This window comes from Streptomyces sp. TLI_55 (assembly GCF_900206255.1).
Taxonomy (GTDB): domain Bacteria; phylum Actinomycetota; class Actinomycetes; order Streptomycetales; family Streptomycetaceae; genus Streptomyces; species Streptomyces aquilus.
Map to the genome: position 1 here is coordinate 1 of NZ_OAOJ01000007.1, position 18,141 is coordinate 18,141.

Genomic DNA, 18,141 nt, shown 5'->3' on the forward strand with positions numbered 1-18,141 from the left:
ATCACCCCGGTGCGTATCGCCGACACCACGCCACCGCCCGTCCTGCGTCCGCTGATCGCTCCGGCGCTGTTCGGCATTGAGCAGGGTGAGGCGCGTCGGGTGTTGCTGGCGGCGGTCAACGGTCCGTCCCGGCCCCAGACGGAGCCGGCCTTCCCTGGCGGTGGCGATGTTGCGGCAGGTGGGTGCGAGTGGTCCGCGTCTGCCGGGCAGTCTGCCGCGGGTGTGGAATCTCCCGACCCGTAATGCTGCCTTCACCGGCCGCGACGGCCTCCTCATCGAGTTACGGCAGGCTTTGGCCGTGGGCAGTCGGTGGCGGTGCGGGCGTTGCATGGCCGGGGTGGGGTGGGCAAGACGCAGCTGGCGATCGAGTACGCCTACCGGTTCGCGGGTGAGTACGAGCTGGTGTGGTGGATCGCGGCGGAGGATGCGGCCCTGATTCCCGACCAGCTCGCTGCCCTCGCCGCCCGGACCGGGGCCGCGCCGGCCGGCACGCCGGTGGCGGAGGCCGTGCAGCTGCTGCTGGAGGAGTTGCGGACGCGCTCGAGGTGGCTGCTGGTTTTCGACAACGCCGAAGAGCCCGAAGCTCTTGCGGGTTTCCTGCCCGGCGGCACCGGCCATGTGGTGATCACCTCCCGCAACCCGAACTGGCAGCCTACGCCACCCCGCTGAGTGTGGATGTCTTCTCCCGCACTGAGTCCCGCGCCCTGCTGGGCACACACCACCACGTCCTCACTGATGCGGACGCCGACGCCCTCGCCCAGGCTTTGGATGATCTCCCTCTCGCCCTCACCCAGGCCGGCTCGCTGCTCAGTGGCGGCCTGTCGGCTGCGGATCTGAGGGGCGAACTCGTCGCGAAACACCGCGGCGGTGCTGGCCGAGGGCCGCCCGGCCGGGTATCCGGTGTCGCTGGCCGCGCAGATCCGCCTGACCGCCGACCGCCTGGCAGCGGAGCACCCGGGCGCACTGCTGTTGCTGTCGGCACTGTCGCTGCTGGCACCCGAGCCCTTCCCCGTCACCGTCTGCGCCGGCCGCCTGCCCGACCAGGCCTCCAAGCCGCTGGCCCAGGCCCTGGCATCGCGCCTGGTGGCTGGCCCGGTGCTGCGGGCGATCGGCCGGCACAGTCTGGGCCGGGTGCAGGACGGCAGCGTGCAGCTGCACCGGCTGACCCAGATGGTGCTCGCCGACCACCTCACCGAACACCAGCAACGGCAGGCCGCCCAGGATGCCGAAGCACTCCTTACCGCGGCCAATCCCGGCGATGTTGCGCAGCCCGTGTCGTGGCCCGGCTGGCGGCAGATGCTGCCCCACCTCCTCGCCGCAGACCCCGCCACGATCACCACCGAACAGGGGCGCGACGCGGTACGCAACGCCTGCTGGTACCTGATGGACCGCGGCCAGCCCGCACCGCCCGACAACGCCTGGAAGAGCTGTATGACACCTGGGTACGGCAGCTGGGCCCGGACCACGAAGGCACCCTGTGGACCGCGCATTCCCTCGCGCGCGCTTACAGCGACACTCAGGAGTACGAGCGGGGCGCGCGCCTTGGACGCGGACACCCTCGAGCGGCGTCGCCGGCTCCTAGGAGAAGAACACCCCGACACCCTGGCCGCGGGCGTCCAACCTGGCCACTGATCTGGCGGCGGCGGGTCGGGTGGGGGAGGCGCTGGCGTTGGCCGAGGAGACGCTGGTGCGGCAGCGGCGGGTGTTGGGTGAGGAGCATCCCGACACCCTGGCCGCGGCGTCCAACTTGGCGGCTTGGTTGGCGGCGGCGGGTCGGGTGGAGGAGGCGTTGGCGTTGGCTGAGGAGACGCTGGTGCGGTGGCGGCGGGTGTTGGGTGAGGAGCATCCCGACACCCTGGCCGCGGCGTCCAACCTGGCCACTGATCTGGCGGATGCGGGTCGGGTTGAGGAGGCGGTGGTGTTGGCCGAGGAGACGCTGGTGCGGCAGCGGCGCGTGCTGGGCGAGGAGCATCCCCGCACCTTGCATACGGCGTCCAACCTGGCGATCCGGTTGGCGGCGGTGGGTCGGGTGGGGGAGGCGCTGGTGTTGGGTGAGGAGACGCTGGTGCGGCAGCGGCGGGTGTTGGGTGAGGAGCATCCCGACACCCTGGCCGCGGCGTCCAACTTGGCGGCTTGGTTGGCGGATGTGGGTCGGGTGGAGGAGGCGGTGGCGTTGGGTGAGGAGACGCTGGCCCGACAGCGGCGGGTGCTGGGTGAGGAGCATCCCGACACCTTGCGTACGGCGTCCAACCTGGCGATCTGGTTGGCGGATGTGGGTCGGGTGGAGGAGGCGGTGGCGTTGGGTGAGGAGACGCTGGCCCGACAGCGGCGCGTGCTGGGCGAGGAGCATCCCGACACCTTGCGTACGGCGTCCAACCTGGCGGTCTGGTTGGCGGATGCGGGTCGGGTGGAGGAGGCGGTGGCGTTGGGTGAGGAGACGCTGGCCCGACAGCGGCGCGTGCTGGGCGAGGAGCATCCCGACACCTTGCGTACGGCGTCCAACCTAGCGATCCAGTTGGCTGCGGTGGGTCGGGTGGAGGAGGCGGTGGCGTTGGGTGAGGAGACGCTGGCCCAGCAGCGGCGGGTGCTGGGTGAGGAGCACCCCGACACCGTGCATTCCGTGGAGGTGCTGGAGTGGGTGAGGCAGCAGAAAGCTGCAGAGTGAGCACTTCAGGGCAGGCCCTCGCACGGCCTGCACGAAGGGCCTGAACCGAGACGGGTCCGTGCTTGTGTCCGCTGCCCGGGCTACCGCGGGAGGGCAGGTCGTTCGGTGGCAGTGGATCGGGCGTGCTCGCTGCGGGCGTTGGGGGGCGTCCCGGCGCCGTTCCGTCCGGGAGGTGCTGGAGGCGTAGGGGGTGCGCCGGTGTGGACCGGGCGGTCGTGAGGTGAGGCGTGGGGCGCTTGGGTGGGGGTGGGGCGTGCGCCGGTGGGTGTGGGCGGCGCGGAATGTGATGCACGTTACTCTACGTGCCGGTTCGGTCATTTTCTGTACTTCTTGATCGGTCTCGCACAGTGTGATGCCTCAACTCGTCGGTGGTGTAACAAAACTGACAGGGTGAATGATGTGCGGCGTGTGTGCGAGCGCCGCGTCGCGCGCCGGGGGTGCGGGGTGAGGCGGGGGAGCGTCGCGGCATTGTGCACTAGTCGACATTCGGGATTTACTTGGGTGCCGGGCTTCGATTCCCGTTCGATATCCCGGATTGATGCAGTGGTATTGCATTCGGGGTGAGGTTTGTGTTCTTTGCATCCGAAGTCGAGCTGCTGGCGGAGGCATATTCGGGCCGTGTCCTGCGGGTGGTTCGGGGTGCGGGTTGAGCAACCGGTTTGTGGTCAGGGCTCGTCGCTGGGGTAAACCTGGGTTGACCGGGTCTGTTGATTTTTGAACGATGATTATCGTCTGATAGCGCTCTCAAGGGCCCTCGCGGTGGGGAGCGTGCCGTTCCGGCGGGCGCAAAGCGGGCAAAATGCGGGGCGTGTGGCGCGCCGTCTTGACGTGGCCTGTGCTCCCCGCTGCGCCCGGCAATCCCCTACGTCCGGGGGGTTTCAGGCGGCCATCGGGTGGTAAATCCTCATGAGCGGCCGATGGGGAGTGACCTTAACAGGGCCCGTGGTGTTTACTGGACACCGGTCTGATCCTGGTGGGTCCGGACCCCTTTCCGGGAGGTCTTTGGGGGTGGTGCCCCGGAGGCCTCCCGTTCTTTTCCTCCCGTTTACATGCGAGCCGTCTGCCGCTCATCTGGGAAAAAACCCTCGGCCTAATCGCAGTCCTATCCGGAAATCAATGCGGCATATTCAGGATATTCATTGGCGGGTGATCGCCTGAAATCCTGCATTCGGCGCGTAACAAAGCCCTACCGGTAGGGGTTTCCGGAGTGATCAAAGTTTGCCAAGTAACTAGTGAAAAAGGCGGCTAGCTTGGGACTCACGGCGGGCTGTAGCGTATTCCCGCCGAACGTCATCTCCAGGCCTTGCCCGGCTCACCACCAGGCGCGCACCACCTCCCGGAGAGGGCGACGGACCCACCACCTGGGACCCCGCACCCGTGCGGGGTCCCAGGCAGATCTACCGAACGAGGACCCATCCCATGAGCACCGCCATCGCTGCCGGCACCCGGATGTCCCGCCTGTGCGGACACCGCGCCCCCGCTCCCGTGACAGACCGTCACCACGACACCCCGCGGGGCGCGCGCCCCGCCCTGTACGCCCCCGCCCCGGCGACGAGGGGGGTATGAGGATGCCTCCCGCCCTCGACATCGCCCGCACCACCGACCTCTACCAAGGCCACGAGGACAAGCCCCACGGCAGCTTCGTTGAGCGTCTGCCCGCCGAGGTCTGGCACCGTCTGCTCCAGACCGGCCTGCGCGGCCGCACCTTCGAGCGCGACGACGTCCTGCCGATGGGACCTAAGGCCCCGTACGTCTACATCCTCTGGGAGGGCGTGGTCCGCCAGGACCGCTACCCCCTGGGCCACGGCGCGGGCATTCCCACCATCACCCGGTTCCGCGGCCCGGGCCAGCTGGTCGGCGAAGCCGCCCTTCTCTCCCAGGCCGCCACGGTCGACACTCGCTGCCTGACCCGCACGGTCGCCATCCCCTGCGCCGCCCGCTACTTTGCCGCCCTCATCGAGCGCCGACTGCCCCAGGTGCGCCACGCCCTGCTGTGCAGCCTCGAGGACCGCAACCGCAGCGACGAGGCCGTCTACGCCATGGCCATCCGCCCCCCGCTGGAGCGCGTCTCGCGCCTGCTGGCGCACCTCGCCGACACCGCCGGCATCCCCGACCCCGACACCACCGAGCACATCGTCATCACCGGCCCCGGCCAAAAAGACATCGCCGCCGCCCTCCAACTCGCCGTCTCCACCACCGAGAACGCCCTGCGCACCCTGCGCCACCACGGCGTGATCGAAGCCCGCTACCGGCAGTTCGTCGTCCGCGACGTCGACGCGCTGCGCCACTTCGTCGGGGCCTGACACCACCCCCGACAGTGCTTTCCCGCGCAGGCCCGCCCCACCGGTGCCGGCCCGCCCGGACCCACCCCCCTCCCCTAGACGTCGCACACCCCGCGCACCCCCACCTGGGTTCGGCGTCCCCCTTTTCTTGGAACGGACCTTCGACACGATGATGACCAACACGCTGGCGCTGGGCACGAGCGGCGGCACCCTCGCGGTGGCGATCGTCTCCGCGCTCGCCACCGGTGCTCTGGGCGCCTACACCCTGCTGCACCACCAGCAGGTCTTCGCCTGGATGCGCAGCATCCGCCGCAAAGACCAGACAAACGCCGAACTCGACAAGCCCGACCAGTGGCTCGCCGACCTCTACAAGGCCCAGTGCCGCCTCGCCCACAAGCCCTGCCGCGCCGAGGACTTCGAGGACATCACCCAGATCGGCACCATGCTCCGGGGCGTCGCCGACCACACCCCCGCGATCGCCCCCGAGCTGGCCCGGGTCCTCGAGCGCATCGAGGAGTACACCGATACCGCTCTGCCCGAGCCCGGACCCGCCGCGGTGAAGATCCCCGTCCTGGAGCACCGGACGCAGTTGGTGAAGGCGATGAAGCAGGAGAGCGCCCGCAGCGATCTGGCCCGGGCCGTGGTGGCCGCCCAGCAGAAGATCACCCACCTCAAGCGCGGCTGACCCACATCACCAGGCGGAAGCCGCCATCAGACCAACCCCGCAGCGGCACCGGATCCGCCGCCACGAACCGGCCACAGGCCGGCTTCCGGATCCGGTGCCGTGGGGTGGCATGCGCAGCAGCGAGCGCCCTGCGGTCTGGTGAAGACCAGGGCCCGGCAGGCGGCTCGACCTCTACGCTTGCACCAGTACGAACGCGTGGTTTCGGGGGGACACGATGGGCGCGATAGAGGCATCTGGCAGCGCGTCTGACGGAGCGTCGGATGGAGTCTGGTTCATCAGCCATGCGGATGCGGATCGCGCCTGGGCGGAGTGGATCGCCTGGCAGCTGATCGATGCCGGGCATGAGGTCGAGCTGGCGGGCTGGGACTGGGAGGTGGGGGACAGTCTCATCGCGAAGCTGAACGCCGCTTTGGAACGGGGGCGGATGGTGGCCTTGTTCTCCCCGGCCTACTTCGACGCCGGGCCGCTCACCACACTGGAGTGGTCGAACATGCTGGCGTTGGGGGAGCGGTTGGTTCCGGTGCGTATCGCGGAGACGACACCCCCGCCTGTGCTGAGTGCGTTGGGCGCGACGGAGCTGTTCGGGCTGGATGACCACGCCGCCCGTGAGGCGCTGCTGCGGGCGGTGAACGGCCCGTCCCGTCCCGGCCGGGCGCCGGGTCGGCCGCCGGGGATGCTGTCGCGGATCGGTGGTACCGGGCCGCGGCCGCCGGGGAGCCTGCCGCGGGTGCGGAACCTCCCGGCTCGAAATGCGGCGTTCACCGGCCGCGACAGAATGCTGGTGCATCTGCGGGAGGCGTTCGCGTCCGGGCAGCGGGTGGCGGTGCAGGCCTTGCACGGCCGGGGAGGGGTCGGCAAGACCCAGCTCGCGCTCGAGTACGCCTACCGCTTCGCCGGCGAATACGAACTGGTCTGGTGGATCGCGGCGGATGACCCGTCTCTGATCCCCGGCCAGCTCGCGGCGCTCGCTGCCCGGATCGGCGCCGCGCCCACCGGTACACCGCCCGCTACCGCGGTCGAGCTGCTGCTCGGCGAGCTGGGAGCGATGTCGCGCTGGCTGCTGGTCTTCGACAACGCCGAAGACCCCAGCGCCCTGGCCCCGTTCCTGCCCGGCGGCTCCGGGCATGTCCTGGTCACTTCCCGTAACCTCCACTGGCGCACCTACGCCGTCCCCCTGGACGTCGACACCCTGCCCCGCACCGAATCCATCGCCCTGCTACGCGCCCAAGGTGCTGCACTGTCCGACGCGGACGCCGACCGCCTCGCCGACACCCTGGACGACCTGCCGCTCGCGCTGACACAGGCTGCGGCTCTACTCACCCGCGTGTCGGCGGCCGATCTGCAGGCCGAACTGGCCCGCAGCATGCATGAGGTGCTGGACGAGGGCTGCCCGGATGACTATCCGGTGTCCCTGGCCGCGCAGGTCCGGCTGACCAGCTCCCGCCTGGCAGTCGACCACCCGGGTGCTGCCGCCGTATTGGCCGCCCTCGCGCTGCTGGCTCCCGAACCCTTTCCCCTGACCGCCTGCGTCGGCCACCTGCCCGATCAGACCTCTCCCGTCCTGAGCGAGGCTTTGGTGTCGCGGCTGCGTGCGGGGGGTGTGGTGGAGGCGATCGCCCGGCACAGTCTGGCCCGTACCCAGAACGGCACCGTCCAGCTGCACCGCCTGACCCAGGCGGTCCTGGCCGACCAGCTCACCCCGTCCCAGCGCAAGGAAGCGGCACGGGATGCGGAAGCCCTCCTGACCGCGGCGGCCCCCGAAGGCACGTCTGATCCGGTGGGGTGGCCGGTGTGGCAGGTGCTGCTGCCGCACCTGCTGGCCGTGGACCCGGCCTCCCTCACCACCACAGACGGACGGAATGCGCTACACGGCGGGTGCTGGTACCTGATGGACCGCGGCCAGGCCCGCACCGCCCGCGCGCGTCTGCAGCGTCTGTACGACACCTGGTTGCAGCAGCTGGGCCCCGACCACGACGCCACCCTGTGGGCCGCCACCGACCTGGCCCGCGCCTACGACCACACCCAGGACCATGAACGCGCCCGCGCCCTAGACGAAGACACCCTCCAACGCAGCCGACGCCTCTACGGCGACGACCACCCCGACACCCTGGCCAGCGCCGACCACCTCGCCAACCGGCTCAGGTCGCTGGGGCGGCACGAGGAAGCCCTGGCCTTGCGCGAGGAAGCGCTGGCGGGCCAGCGGAGGGTGCAGGGTGTGGAGCACCCCGACGCCCTGCTTACGGCGTCGAACCTGGCCGGCACTCTGTCGGATGTGGGTCGGGTGGGGGAGGCGGTGGTGTTGGGGGAGGAGACACTGGCGGGTCAGCGTCGGGTGCTGGGTGTGGATCACCCGGACACGCTGCGCACCGCCAACAATCTGGCCGTGCATCTACGGGATGCGGGTCGGGTGGAGGAGGCGCGTGTTCTGGGGGAGGAGACGTTGGAGGCGCGGCGGCGGGTGTTGGGTGAGGAGCACCCCGATACTCAGAGGACTGCCGGATGGTTGGAGTCGTTGGGCGGAGAACTGGAGAGTCCTGGGGCCAGGTAGCGCCCCGCCAGTGGCAGCCTCCGCATCGTCTACCAGCGCATCCCCAACGCGGTGAGGGCGTCGCGTCGTTGGGGGCTGAGTTTGTCGGCGCGCCTTCGGGTGTTGGAGATGAATGACCCCAGCCCCACAAGCTCCCCGTCGACATCCTCGCGGTGTTGTCGAGGCACCCGAAGGTGTCCTTCGCGGGCGTGGTACTGGCGGGCTGCGGTCATGTTGCGTTCCCACAGTTCATCCTGGGACCGGCGTGCCGGCACCCGCGGCACCCCCTCGTTCTCGGGGTGTACTCCGAGCGTTTCCAGGAGGTACTGCTGCGCGGGCACCAGCCGCTCCCACACCGCCACCTGCCCCGCGATCCACACGGCAAGGTCTTCGCCCTGGACGACGACGTCACCCGGCCCGGCCGGGAGCTCTCCGCCCGCCTGCACGTGCGCAAGCAGCAGCCTGTAGCAGCGCTGCCATCCGATCTCCCATCCCTCGGGTGCCCATCCGGGGTCGATCTCGTTCAACGCCTCCATACGGCTCTCCGGCAGCTCCCCGGCATACGAGATGCCGGTCTCCCCGTTCGCGCGGCGTACGGCGTTCTCCCGGGCCTTCTTGGCCGCTTGGCGAGCGTTTTTGAGGAAGCCCCCCAGGGCAAACCCGTCCCCGCCCCACACCGTGGACGCCGGCGGCAGGAGGTGGCCGTGGACGGCGGCGTAGTCGCGGACGACGGCGAGGCCGGCCTCCCACGCGGACGCATGCACGGACCACACCATGCCCAAGTTCTGCAGCTCGGTGACGCGCTTGGCGTCCAGGGTCCCGGCCGCGTAGTAGTGGCGCTGGTCCGCCACCCACACCCCCAGCGGATGGTTGCCGAGGGCTTCCCAAGCCTCAGGCGTCTGGTAGGTGTAGGGCACGCGCAGCTCGGTGTTGCCGGTTTCCCGCAGCCACCGGCTGACGGGATCCCGCGCCGCGGACCCAGGTCCGTTGCTAGTTCGATCGGCCTGATGCCATCCACCGCGGACGTCGCACCGGGGCAGTCACGGATGCGAAGTGACAACGAGCCTGTCGGTGTGAGAACCGTCGTGCTTCGGTTCAATCGGTTCACCTGCGTGCCGGGCAGGCTGCCGCCGGCCTGGACGTGCAGTGCTGGCATTGGCGTCGGATCAGGTGGCGGGGGTTCCCCGGTGTCCCGCTAGGCTCCCTGCGAACTCGAGCCCCGGCATATGCCAGGGCTGCTGATGCAGGTGCGCCCAGAGGCGGCACCTGGGGGAGGGGTGGATGATGCGGGGTTCTGCGGCCAGAAGACGGGTCATTGCGGTGACGGGTGTGGCGGCGCTGCTGGCGCTGGCCGGCGCGTGCGGCAAGGCCGGCGGGGACGACGATGGGGGAGGGGCGAAGGCCGGGTCCGGCGTGTCCGCGGGTGCGGCCTCACAGGGGGCTTCGGGGGAGCCGGCTTCTGAGGGTGGAAAGGGGCTCAGCCAGAAGACCCTTGACCGTCTGGCGCTGAGCGGGCAGGACGTCCCTGGTTATGGCGTCACCGCGGTCTCGGGCAAGGGCAGCAGCGTGGACCGCGGCAGTGTGACGGCCTACCGTGCCGCCACGCCCGCACCGTGCCGGCCCGTCTACGCGGCCGCGCAGCTGGGCAGTCTGCACGATTTCACGGCGCAGGTCGTCCAGGACGTGGTGTCCGACTCCGACGGCCTGGGGGAGCATGCGAGTGTGAGCCTGGCGTCCTATACCCGTGCCGACGCCCGGTCGGTGATGAGCGAGTTGCGGGCGGCGCTCGCGCAGTGCACGACCGCCGACATGCGCCCCTCCCCGGCACATCCTGATGCCGGGCTGGGATTTACCGGTGCCCAGCCCCGCCCGGTTTCTGGCTACGGCGATGAGGCTGTGGCTTTTGAGGCGACCCAGGTGATTGTCGGCAGCGGTGCCGGGCCCGCAATTCCTGTGACCGTCCTGGTCGTTCGCCAGGACGCCACGATTGCCACTTTCATGTCCCTCAATCCTGTCCAGCCGCCGGCCATCCCCCAGGACGTCCTGGATGCACAGCTGAAGAAGCTCGCCTGACCTGGTGTGAGCAGGAAGGGTAACGGGGACTGAGCCCTGGTCAGGGCCCAGCCCCCGTTGCCTCCTGAAGCGACATGGCGATGCGCCGGGCGTTTCGTGTGCGTCAGGCAGCGGATGTCGATTGATGGCGTCGGGCCGCGAGGTGCAGGCGCCGTCAGGGCCGGTTGCGGGAGGCGTGTAGCGGGCGGCGTTTTCGCCGGAAACCTCCCGGCTGGATTTCGGCGTGGGCCTGTGACCTGGGATTGTATGGCTGTGATAAGGGTCACGGGCGGGGGGTGGAACCGTCCGTTTGGTCCTCTGTTCACAGGATGTTCAAGGCAGTTACTGTCTCGCTTCACTGATCAACTTTCGGGTCGGGGCGGCGTGAGCGTGCTGGGGAGCACGGCCGTCCGGAGCCGGTGGTCGGGTGTTTCTCATTGGTCTGCGGCCTGTGCACGCGTGTGCGGGTCGCGCGGGGGCGGGGGTTCGAGTGGCTGCTCGGCGTGCGCGTTGGTTGTCCGTGACGATTGCGGGCGCTGTGATGGCGGGCCTGTTGTCGACCGGGACGGTGCTGTCCTCACCGTCGGCGGCCGCGGACTCGGGGAGCTCCACGCCCCTGGTGCCGTCGCAGTCGCTGGGAGCGGTACCAGCGCAGGAGGTCGAGGAGGCGGGTAAGGCGCTGCCGGAGCCGAGCTGGCCGGATGCGGCGCAGGCGACGGTGGATCTGTCGCAGGCCCAGCCCGGGGAGCCGGGCACGGTCACACCGGAGCCGTCCGCCTCCGCCACACCCAGCCAGGATGTCGCCACCGAGGTCGCCGACGTGGTCGAGGTGGCCCCACTCCCGGAAGGTGACCAAGCCACCACCCAGTTCGCCAAGTCGAGGCTTGCCGCGGAGGATACACCGTCTGCCGCCGCGGAGCCCAGCGCGGCGGAGAGCGCTGATGTGACGGCTGCTCCTGCCAGCGGCAACGCCAGCACTGATCCGTCGTCGCAGCCGTCGCCGTCAGCGTCGGATGGTGCGGGTGAGCCTGCCGGGGATGCGGTGTCGCCGGAGCAGGTCGATGTGCGGGTGCTGGACCGCCAGGAGGTCGCTCCGGCCGGCGGTGTCGGGCTTGGTGTGCAGGTCACCCGCACCGACGGCGTGTCCGCGGCCGGCCAGGTGCAGATCGCCATCGACTACTCGGGCTTCAAGTACGCCTACGGCGGTGATTTCGCCTCCCGGCTCCGCCTGGTGAAGGTCCCGGACTGCGCACTGCAGACACCGGACGCGGAAGGCTGCACCGAGCGGGAGTTCGTCCCCGTTGACAACGACACCGCCACGGGCACCCTGACCGCGACGGTGACGGCCGAGCCAGACAGTGACGGCCTGTCCACGCAACTGGGCACCGCCTCCGGCTCCACATTCCTGCTGAACACGGGCTCCTCGTCGGACAAGGGCGACTACCGCGCCTCCACCCTGTCGCCGACCGGCTCGTGGGAGGTGGCCACCGGGTCGGGAGCCTTCACCTACAACCTTCCGGTCAGTCTGCCTAAGCCGGCCATGGGCGAGGCGCCGTCGCTGGCGATGACGTACAACTCGCAGTCGGTGGACGGCCGTACCTCGGCCACGAACAACCAGGCGTCCTGGGTCGGGATGGGCTGGGACCTGAGCGTCGGTTTCATCGAGCGTCAGTACCGCAACTGCAGCCAGGACGGCCTGCCCACGATCGGTGACCTGTGCTGGGACTCGCCCAACACCACGGACGAGCCGGACGGCGCGGTCTATGTCATCAACCTCAACGGTGTGTCCTCGACGCTGGTGCAGGACAACACCGGCACCGGCTCCTACCACCTGCGCGACGATCCGGGCTGGCGGGTGCAGCACCTGGACGGCGGGCACGGCGCGGACGACGAGTACTGGGTGATCTCCACCCCGGACGGCAAGCACTACTACTTCGGCTGGGGCCGCTCCGAGCGCACCGGTGCTGCCACCAGCTCGGTGTTCACGGTGCCGGTGGTCGGCAACGATGCGGGTGAGCCCTGCCACGACAAGTTCCCCGAGCCGTGCACGCAGGCCTGGCGGTGGAGCCTGGACCGCACCGTGGACGCCAACGAGGTCGAGTCGGCCTACTTCTACGACAAGGAGAGCAACTACTACCGCTCGGTCGCCAACACTGACAAAGCCCGCTCCTACACCGCGGGCGGCTACCTGAGCGCGATCGAGTACGGTTGGCCGGCCCAGATCACCGGTGCCAAGCCGACCGGCCGGGTCGAGCTGACCCATGTGGGCCGGTGCGTGGAGCGCATGTCAGACGCCGATCCGCTGCGCACCGAGCCGGGCGCCTGCCCCTCGATTGCCTCCAAGCCGACCTCGTACCCGGACGTGCCGGTCGACTTGATGTGTGACGGCACCTCGGCCGACTACTACTGCGCGGGCAAAACCTACTATCCGACGTTCTTCAGCAAGGACATGCTGTGGGACATCAAGACGTTCGTGCTGAACACGGACATGAGCGGCTGGGATCTGGTGCAGCAGTACCAGACCAAGCACGGCCTGCCCAACCCTGACGGCTCGATCGGCAAGACGCTGTGGCTGGACTACGTCCAGCGCAAGACCTATGGCAGCGGCACGGACATCGTGCTGCCGGTGATCAACTTCAATGGCGTCGACCTGGACAACAAGGTCGGGTCCACCGAGCTCAACTTCCGCCGCGTGAACGAGATCCACGGCGATCTGGGCGCCACCACGACCGTCGACTACGGCTCACCCAACCCGTGCAGCATCGACGCCCTGCCGAGCGAGGCCTCCAACGCCAAGGACTGCTTCAGGCAGAAGTGGACTGCGGAGGGCGAGACCGAGGCGAAGACCGGCTGGTTCAAGAAGTTTCTGGTCATGTCGGTGACCGTCGACCCGACGGTCACCGACAGCCAGGACGGCGCCCCGAAGATGACCACCAGCTACGACTACCAGGGCGGCGCCGGCTGGCGCTTTGGCAATGACCCTCTGACCAAGGATGCTGACGAGTCCTGGACGGACTGGCGCGGCTATCAGAAGGTCGAGGTCACCTCTGGCACCGGCGCGGTCAAGCACTCCACGTTCCACTGGCTGTACCGCGGCCTGGACGGCGACCGCACGTCCAAGACCGACGCGTCCGCCACCCGTTCGGTGAAGGTCTACGACGGCGAAGGCACCGCCTACACCGACTCGCCCTGGCTGCAGGGCAAGACCATCGAAACCTCCAAGAGGGACGACACCGGCAGCTCCCAGGAGCGGGTCTTCCACCACTACTGGGACCACGTCACCTCCACCTACAAGGGCCTGCCCGACGCCCGCTTCGTTCGCGAGGACGAGACCACCACCCTCAGCAAGATCTCCACCGGCTGGCGCACCCACGTCGTCGAGAACGAATACGACGCCGCCGAACCGGCTTCCGGCACCTACGGCCTGGCCTTGCGCACCGACGACCAGGGCGAGGCCGGCGTCTCCGACAACCAGTGCACGACCTACGGCCGCGCCTACAACACCGACTACTACGACGGCAGCAAAATCCAGCGCTGGATGATCCTGACCGACGAGACCCGCCACTACGCCGCCGGCTGCACCGACCGCGCCGCAGCCAACCAGGACGCCTACACGGTCTCCCTGTACGACAACGCGGCCGACGTAGCGAGCAACAAGCCGGTCGATGGTAACGCCACCGAGACCCGCAAGTACGCCAGCGCCGGCACGACCGACTTCATCAAGGCACGGTCCGACTACGACGACGCGGGCCGCGTCACTTGGACCGAGGACGCCGACCGCAACCGCACCACGACCACCTACAACCCGGCCAACACCTGGCCGACCAACGGCGTCACCACCACCACGCCCAAGCCCAGCAGCGACCCCACCGACCTGCGCCCGGCGCTGTCCAGCACGGTGTGGACCTCCCGGTTCTGGGGCGTGGTGTACCAGACCAAGGACCCGAACGGGAAGATCACCAAGCTCACCCTGGATGCGGCGGGCCGTCCGACCGAGGTGTGGAAGCCGACCGAGACCGGCACCTCGCCGTCGCTGAAGTTCAGCTACAGCATCCCCACCGCCACCAGCAACGGCATCCCCGACTCGGTCAACGGCTTCCCGAAGGTGGCCACCCACACCCTGCAGTCCGGCACCAAATATCTGTCGGCCTACGCCTACACCGACGGCCTCGGCCGCGCCCGCGAAACACAAACGCCCCTGCCCGACGGCAATATGGGAACTGCGAACCGGCAGGTGGCGGTCACCCGCTACGACACGGCCGGCAACGTCACCGGCACCTCGGCCGTCTTCGCCAACGTCGGCACCGCCGGCTCCGGCGGCCCGGCCAGCCCCAAGGTCGAGGACCTGCCCTCCTACACCGACCTGACCCTCGACTGGGCCGGCCGCACCACGGTCTCGCAGATCCTCGTCGGCAACGGATCTTCCACTACGAGCACTTTGCACGGACGGGTGGTCACGCGGTACTTCGGCGACTACACCACCGTCACGCCCGCAGTGGCCGACCCCACCGACACCTACACCGACGTCTTCGGTCAGACCTCCAAGGTCGTCGAGCACAACGGCACCTCGACGTTCACCACCCAGTACGGCTACGACGCCAAGGGCAACCTCGAGACCATCACCGACCCCCGCGGCAACATCACCGGGTACACCTACGACTGGGCCGGCCAGCGCGTCACCACCCGCGATCCGGATGCGGGTAAGAGCGACACCACCTACGACAACAACGGCCGCGTCGACACCGTCACCAGCAACTACGACTACCCCATCAAGGGCCTGTCGACGGTGCTCACCTACGACTACGACAACCTGGGTCGCAAAACTTCTGTGGCCACCGGCACCACCAAGCTCGCCTCCTGGCAATGGGATGGAATCGGCGTCACTGGCGGCAAGGGGCACATCACCTCTACGACCAGCAGGGACACCGAAGGTAGGACCTACACCACCAAGACTGGCAGCTTCGACGACCGCGGCCGCCCGCTGAGCACTACCGTCACCATCCCCACCGAAGTCACCGGTCTGGCAGGCGACTACACCACCCGTTACGGCTATGACGCGGCCGACCATCTCACCTCTGTCACCTACCCTCCGGCGGGCGGGCTCGCCGAGGAGACCGTCACCGCTGGCTACGACGACTACGGCCGGCCCCGCACCCTCATCTCGCCTCTGCAGACGTATGTCCGGGCCACGGATTACGACGCCTACGGACGCCTGACCTCACGCTCCTACGGCCCCGACCTCACCAGCAGCACCGCAGCCAAGGCCCAGCGCACCTACGGCTACTACGACGACAACGGCACCCGCCGTCTGCAGAGCATCATCACGACCACGGCCTCCGGCCCCGCCGTCACTCCCACCACCCTGGAGCGGCAGCAGGACACCTACACCTACGACTTCGACGGCAGGCTCACCCAGCTCCGCGAGCAGGCCACGGGTCAGACCGCGCAGTCGCAGTGCTTCCTGTACGACGGTCAGGGCCGCCTGACCGGCGCCCACACCCGTTCCACCGGAAGCGCGTGCGCCCTGGGCGTCTCCGACTTCACCGGCCCCGACCCCTACGAGACGGACTACACCTACGACCGCCTGGGCAACCTGCAGTCCGTCACCGACACGAACCAGGCGGGCACGGCCACCACCCGCGACTACCTCTACCCCGGCTACGACGACGCCGGAACCTGGACCACCGCCAACGCCGCACGGCTGCACGGCGTCCGCAAGATCAACACCATCAGCGCCGGCACCACTACCGGAACCGAAACCCTCACCTACGACCACGCCGGCCAGATGGACACGCGCATCGCGGCAGACAAGTCCACCGACTACGACTGGACCAAACTCGGCCAGCTCGCCACCGTCAAAACCACCACCATCGACGGCAGCAAACTGACCCGCTACGCCTACGACGCCGACGGCAACCTCCTGCTCCGCACCACCCCCCAGGAGAAGGTGCTCTCCCTGGGCGGCATGGAAGTGCGCATCGCCGACGACACGGTGACCGCGACCCGCTACTACACCAGCGGCGGAGCAACCGCCGCCATGCGCACCACGGAAGGCACCACCGCCAACGGCGGCAAGGTCACCTACCTCATGGCCGACACCCAGGCCTCCACCCAACTCGCCGTCGACGCCACCACCGGCACCACCACCCGCCGCCGCTACACCCCCTTCGGCGACGAACGCGGCGGAACCCTGCCCACCGGCACCGACAAGGGTTTCCTCGGCAAAACCGAAGACACCAGCACCGGACTCTCCCTCCTCGGCGCCCGCGCCTACGACCCGCTCCTCGGCCGCTTCCTCAGCCCCGACCCCCTCAACACCCCCTACGACCCGCAGAACCTCTCCGCCTACAGCTACAGCGCCAACGACCCCATCAACTACTCCGACCCCACCGGTCTCCTGACCGAACCCATCGGTATCAGCGGCGGCGAAGACCCCTATGACGACAGCAAGAACAGCGAGAGCTGGGAAGACTCGGTAACTCCGTCATCGGAGGACAGCACTGGGCTGGGCACTCAATGGGCCCTTGCAAGCCCCAGCCAAACTTCAAACATGACCGGCGGCTACTGGTTGCCCGAAACCAACGCCTTCGGTACACCAGAAGTGCTCTGCTTTGGCCGCCGCGCCTGCAGCCGCGCCCGCAATTACATCTATGAGCACCCAGAGGATGTTGCGGGAGCCAAGGAAATTGCAGCCACCTACTGCCTGAACCACTATTCCGAATGTGCAAAAGACGCCCGCATTTGGGAACGGACAAATGAAATAGGCTACAGCGAATTCACGATGCTTTTCACTTTCGGTTACGGGCCCCTACTCAGTGCGGAGTCGGGACTCAAGGCAGCCGTGAAGTTTGCAAGCTGCACGAAATGCTTCCTGGCCGGAACAGATGTACTCATGGCCGATGGCACCACCAAGGACATCGAGGACGTCCAGCCCGGGGACAAGGTCCAAGCCACTGATCCAGAAACTGGAAAATCAGGCCCCCGGGAAGTGACTCGACTCATCATCACTAAGGGCGACAAGCACTTCAGCGAGCTATCCATCGCAACAGGCGACGGCATTGAAAAGCTTACGGCCACATACGAGCATCCTTTCTGGTCGCCCTCCGAGGGCGACTGGATCGAGGCCGGTAACTTCCAGCCCGGTATGACCCTGCTCACCGACAGCGGCGGCGACGTCATCGTCACGGCCAATCGGGCCTACGCCGAGCGCGCTAAGACGTATAACCTCACTGTCGACGACCTGCACACGTACTATGTGCTGGCGGGCGAGACGCCCGTCCTCGTGCACAACAGCAACTGTGAACCTCGCTTCTCGGTGGACTCCAAGGGGAAGGTTACCGATCTCGCCAATCCTGGCGGTAGGGTCGGCGTTCCGAAACTTGAAGGTGGCACCCTGCAAGAAGTGGGCGGGCGTATCTGGGGTTCTGGAGATCCCTCTCACCTCATAGGAACACGCTCTCAGGCTGAATTGAGAGGGTTGGCGAGCAGGGGTGACGCCGAGAAATTGCAGGACTTCTACCAGAGTGCAGCGCTTGCAGGGAAGGGTGGAAAGACTGCACCGGCGCGCGTGGTGCTGACTCAGGAGATCATCGATGCTTGGAGATAGACAGGTGGGCAAGGGCGAGCAGGTCGTAGACCTGAAATTCGCGGCGGCGCAAGGGGAAATCGTCGAGGTGTGCTTCGAGCCGGTAGGAACCACCTTCTCCCTGAGCGACGGTGAGGCGGTCTTTCTCCGGACCGCAATCTCAAACGTGGCTTCGCTTGAGATTGTCTTGTGGCCTAATGGTATTGGGGTTTGGGTCCCCTATCCCGGCGACTACGCGATCATTGACTCAAAGGGGAACGAAATCGATACGCTCTGATCCTCTCTCGTGTGAGAGGGGGCGCTCCGGATGCGTTGCGACGCCGCGGTGATGATGCCCAATCAGCG

12 protein-coding genes are annotated in these 18,141 nt (G+C 68.2%); 11 read left to right on the top strand and 1 reads right to left on the bottom strand.

Going from position 1 to position 18,141, the window contains the following annotated elements:
• From CRP56_RS48115 to fxsT, 8 genes are all read left to right on the top strand, one after another.
• Positions 1–243: hypothetical protein (locus tag CRP56_RS48115; protein ID WP_218878166.1), on the top strand; the 243-nt coding region annotated here is incomplete at its 5' end.
• Between the two features lie 99 nt (positions 244–342).
• Positions 343–669 carry a hypothetical protein gene (locus CRP56_RS46265; protein ID WP_097276265.1) on the top strand — a complete coding sequence of 109 codons (327 nt, stop codon included), beginning with the start codon at positions 343–345 and terminating at the stop codon, positions 667–669.
• A gap of 198 nt (positions 670–867) precedes the next feature.
• Positions 868–1,632: a tetratricopeptide repeat protein gene (locus CRP56_RS46270; protein ID WP_097276266.1), complete on the top strand. Its 765-nt coding sequence runs from the start codon at positions 868–870 to the stop codon at positions 1,630–1,632.
• 1 nt (position 1,633) lies between these two features.
• A complete protein-coding gene (locus tag CRP56_RS46275; protein ID WP_373559798.1) occupies positions 1,634–2,665 on the top strand; it encodes a tetratricopeptide repeat protein in 1,032 nt (343 codons plus the stop codon).
• A 1,419-nt stretch (positions 2,666–4,084) separates the two neighbouring features.
• Complete coding sequence (locus tag CRP56_RS47975) at positions 4,085–4,231, top strand: hypothetical protein (RefSeq protein ID WP_179851429.1); 147 nt, start codon at positions 4,085–4,087, stop codon at positions 4,229–4,231.
• Positions 4,228–4,968 carry a Crp/Fnr family transcriptional regulator gene (locus tag CRP56_RS46280; RefSeq protein WP_097276270.1) on the top strand — a complete coding sequence of 247 codons (741 nt, stop codon included), beginning with the start codon at positions 4,228–4,230 and terminating at the stop codon, positions 4,966–4,968. Before CRP56_RS47975 ends, CRP56_RS46280 begins: the two co-directional genes overlap by 4 nt.
• 148 nt (positions 4,969–5,116) lie before the next feature.
• Positions 5,117–5,632 carry a hypothetical protein gene (locus tag CRP56_RS46285; protein WP_097276272.1) on the top strand — a complete coding sequence of 172 codons (516 nt, stop codon included), beginning with the start codon at positions 5,117–5,119 and terminating at the stop codon, positions 5,630–5,632.
• A 214-nt stretch (positions 5,633–5,846) separates the two neighbouring features.
• Positions 5,847–8,180, top strand: a complete 2,334-nt coding sequence (gene fxsT / locus CRP56_RS46290) for an FxSxx-COOH system tetratricopeptide repeat protein (RefSeq protein WP_097276274.1) — start codon at positions 5,847–5,849, stop codon at positions 8,178–8,180.
• Positions 8,181–8,209: 29 nt separating this feature from the next.
• On the opposite strand, the gene CRP56_RS46295 is transcribed toward fxsT, so the two are convergent.
• Complete coding sequence (locus tag CRP56_RS46295; protein ID WP_097276277.1) at positions 8,210–9,199, bottom strand: helicase associated domain-containing protein; 990 nt, start codon at positions 9,197–9,199, stop codon at positions 8,210–8,212.
• Between the two features lie 289 nt (positions 9,200–9,488).
• Between CRP56_RS46295 and CRP56_RS46300 the strand changes: the two genes are divergently transcribed.
• From CRP56_RS46300 to CRP56_RS46310, 3 genes are all read left to right on the top strand, one after another.
• Positions 9,489–10,232, top strand: a complete 744-nt coding sequence (locus tag CRP56_RS46300) for a hypothetical protein (protein WP_143665040.1) — start codon at positions 9,489–9,491, stop codon at positions 10,230–10,232.
• A 520-nt stretch (positions 10,233–10,752) separates the two neighbouring features.
• Positions 10,753–17,817, top strand: coding sequence for a polymorphic toxin-type HINT domain-containing protein (locus tag CRP56_RS46305; protein WP_097276281.1), 7,065 nt, complete (start codon positions 10,753–10,755; stop codon positions 17,815–17,817).
• Complete coding sequence (locus CRP56_RS46310; protein WP_097276283.1) at positions 17,804–18,073, top strand: hypothetical protein; 270 nt, start codon at positions 17,804–17,806, stop codon at positions 18,071–18,073. The genes CRP56_RS46305 and CRP56_RS46310 overlap by 14 nt, the downstream gene beginning before the upstream one ends.
• Positions 18,074–18,141 lie beyond the last annotated feature (68 nt).

Excerpts from the sequence above, each read along its gene's own strand:
- CRP56_RS47975 (WP_179851429.1), top strand. The coding sequence starts at position 4,085 with ATGAGCACCGCCATCGCTGCCGGCACCCGGATGTCCCGCCTGTGCGGA.
- CRP56_RS46280 (WP_097276270.1), top strand. The coding sequence starts at position 4,228 with ATGAGGATGCCTCCCGCCCTCGACATCGCCCGCACCACCGACCTCTAC.
- CRP56_RS46285 (WP_097276272.1), top strand. The coding sequence starts at position 5,117 with ATGATGACCAACACGCTGGCGCTGGGCACGAGCGGCGGCACCCTCGCG.
- fxsT (WP_097276274.1), top strand. The coding sequence starts at position 5,847 with ATGGGCGCGATAGAGGCATCTGGCAGCGCGTCTGACGGAGCGTCGGAT.
- CRP56_RS46305 (WP_097276281.1), top strand. The coding sequence starts at position 10,753 with ATGGCGGGCCTGTTGTCGACCGGGACGGTGCTGTCCTCACCGTCGGCG.
- CRP56_RS46310 (WP_097276283.1), top strand. The coding sequence starts at position 17,804 with ATGCTTGGAGATAGACAGGTGGGCAAGGGCGAGCAGGTCGTAGACCTG.